Below are 2,229 nucleotides of genomic sequence, written 5' to 3'. Positions count from 1 at the left end.
CATCACGGAGTGATGCTCTACCATAACGCCTTTCGGATTCCCAGTAGAACCGGATGTGTAGATGACATACATTACGTTCTTTGCTGTCGCTTCACCTATCGGAGAAAGAGTACTCTCTTGTGCGATCATTTCTTGATCCCGATCTAAGCAAATGGCTTCGATTCCTTGTGGTAACCATCCTTGTAACGACTCCGTCGTGACAAGGACTCGGATCCCCGCATCCGCTAAAATATACTGCAGTCGCTGCTCTGGATAGGCTGGGTCAAGAGGAACATAGGCCCCTCCAGCTTTCAAGATCCCCAAGAGTCCGATCATCATCTCAGGAGAACGTTCAACACATAATCCAATCAGTGACTCAGGCCCCACTCCGCGTTTCTGTAGATAGTGAGCCAATTGATTCGCCTGCTCATTTAACTCTCGATAGGTCAACTGTCTATCTTCGTAAACCACAGCGACGGCTTCTGGTGTACGTAAAACCTGCTCTTCAAACCGTTCATGAATCGTACTCTCATATGAATACTCTACTTTCGTATCGTTCCATTCTTCTAGTAACTGCTTCTGCTCCTCTTTCGAAATCAGGGTTAACCCTGATAGCGGTGCATCTGGATGATGTACGATTTCATGCAACCAGTTTTCAAAGTGTCCGGTCATCCGTTCAATCGTAGAAGGGTCGAATAGATCGGTATTATATTCAAAGGCAAGGAATAACCCTTCTTCCAAATCTGCCATCGATAGCGTTAAATCAAATTTCGCAATCGAGGTATGAATCTCAACCATCTCCAAGCTTCTTCCCACAAGCTCACGTTGTTTCCTAGGAGTATCTTGCATGGTAAACATCGTTTGGAAGATCGGAGAATGACTCGTACTCCGTTCGGTCTGCACGACTTCTACGATTTTTTCAAACGGAACATCTTGATACTCATGGGCTCGTAACGCTTTTTCACGCACTTGCGACAACAGCTCTTGGAAGGTCGGATTTCCTGTCATATCAGCCCGGTATACCAGTGTATTTACAAAGAAACCAATCAATCCTTCAATCTCTCTGTAATTCCGGTTGGCAATCGGACTTCCCACCAGAATATCTTCCTGTCCGGTATAACGAGATAAAAAGCTCTGATACGCCGTAAGCAGGGTCATGAAAAGGGTCGAACCTTCTTGACGACTCATCTCTTTTAGTTTCTCTCGTAATGGGTGTGATAAGAGAACTTGGTGCATCTTACCTCGATTGGTTTGAACCGCTGGCCGTGGGCGATCTGTCGGTAATTGTAGGATCGGTAAGTCGCCTGACAGTTCTTCTTTCCAGTACTGGAGTTGTTGCTCCAATACGTCTTCTTTCAGCCACTCTCTTTGCCACTGGGCAAAGTCTGCGTATTGTACAGGAAGAGGGCTTAGCTCCGCTGGTGTCCCACTAATATCTTCTTCATAGAGAGCCATCCATTCATCCAGCAAGACTTCCATGGACCAGCCGTCTGAGATGATATGGTGCATGGTACAAAGTAGCATCCATTCCTTTTCCTCTACTTGAAGGATCTGGACTCGAATCAAAGGGCCTTGTCCCAAATCAAACGGCGCTTCCGCTTCGTTTTGAATGATACGCTTCATTTCATTGTCTCGTGCTTCCTTCGGAAGCTCCGTTACGTTCATCACTGGAATCGTTTCCGGGCTGTAAGGACGGATTTGTTGTACGGGTTGATCATCTATCTCTTGAATTACAGTCCGTAGCGACTCATGACGTTCTAGAAGCTGATTCCATCCCTTTTCTAGGGATTCGAGTGCCCAATCCCCTGTAAGACGCCATACGGCGGGAATATTATAGAGAGCACTATTAGGCGTGAAACGATCGATAAACCATAAGCGCTGCTGCGCATAGGATAGCGGGATTGCTTCGCCACGCTCCACTGGTACAAGGGGTGGTAATTCTCTCTTTTGGTCCCCTTGACGCAATTGACCAATTCGACTTGCTAACGTCTCCACTGTTGAGTGCTCGAACAGCTCACGTAATGGAAGTTCGATTTGAAACGCTTCTTGTAGACGAGAAACCACTTGGGTTGCAAGCAGTGAGTGTCCACCCAGTTCAAAAAATGAATCTTGCGCTCCGATGTTCGAAACACCTAATACCTGACTCCAAACAGACGCAATGAGTTCTTCTACAGGAGAAAGATGATTCTCTCCACTTCCTGCTTGTTCTTCTGGAATAGGTAATGCTTTTCGATCAATCTTCCCATTAGA

Annotated in this window: 1 protein-coding gene; it reads right to left on the bottom strand. The window is 46.3% G+C overall.

Features of this window, described 5'->3' with window-relative positions; genetic code table 11:
* A partial coding sequence (locus tag BLU58_RS15875; RefSeq protein WP_143123825.1) for a condensation domain-containing protein occupies window positions 1–2,229 on the bottom strand: 2,229 nt, incomplete at both ends.

The organism is Thermoactinomyces sp. DSM 45892 (assembly GCF_900107305.1).
Taxonomy (GTDB): domain Bacteria; phylum Bacillota; class Bacilli; order Thermoactinomycetales; family Thermoactinomycetaceae; genus Baia.
Note: the sequence above shows the minus strand (reverse complement) of the source record. Positions and strands in the feature narration are given on the sequence as shown.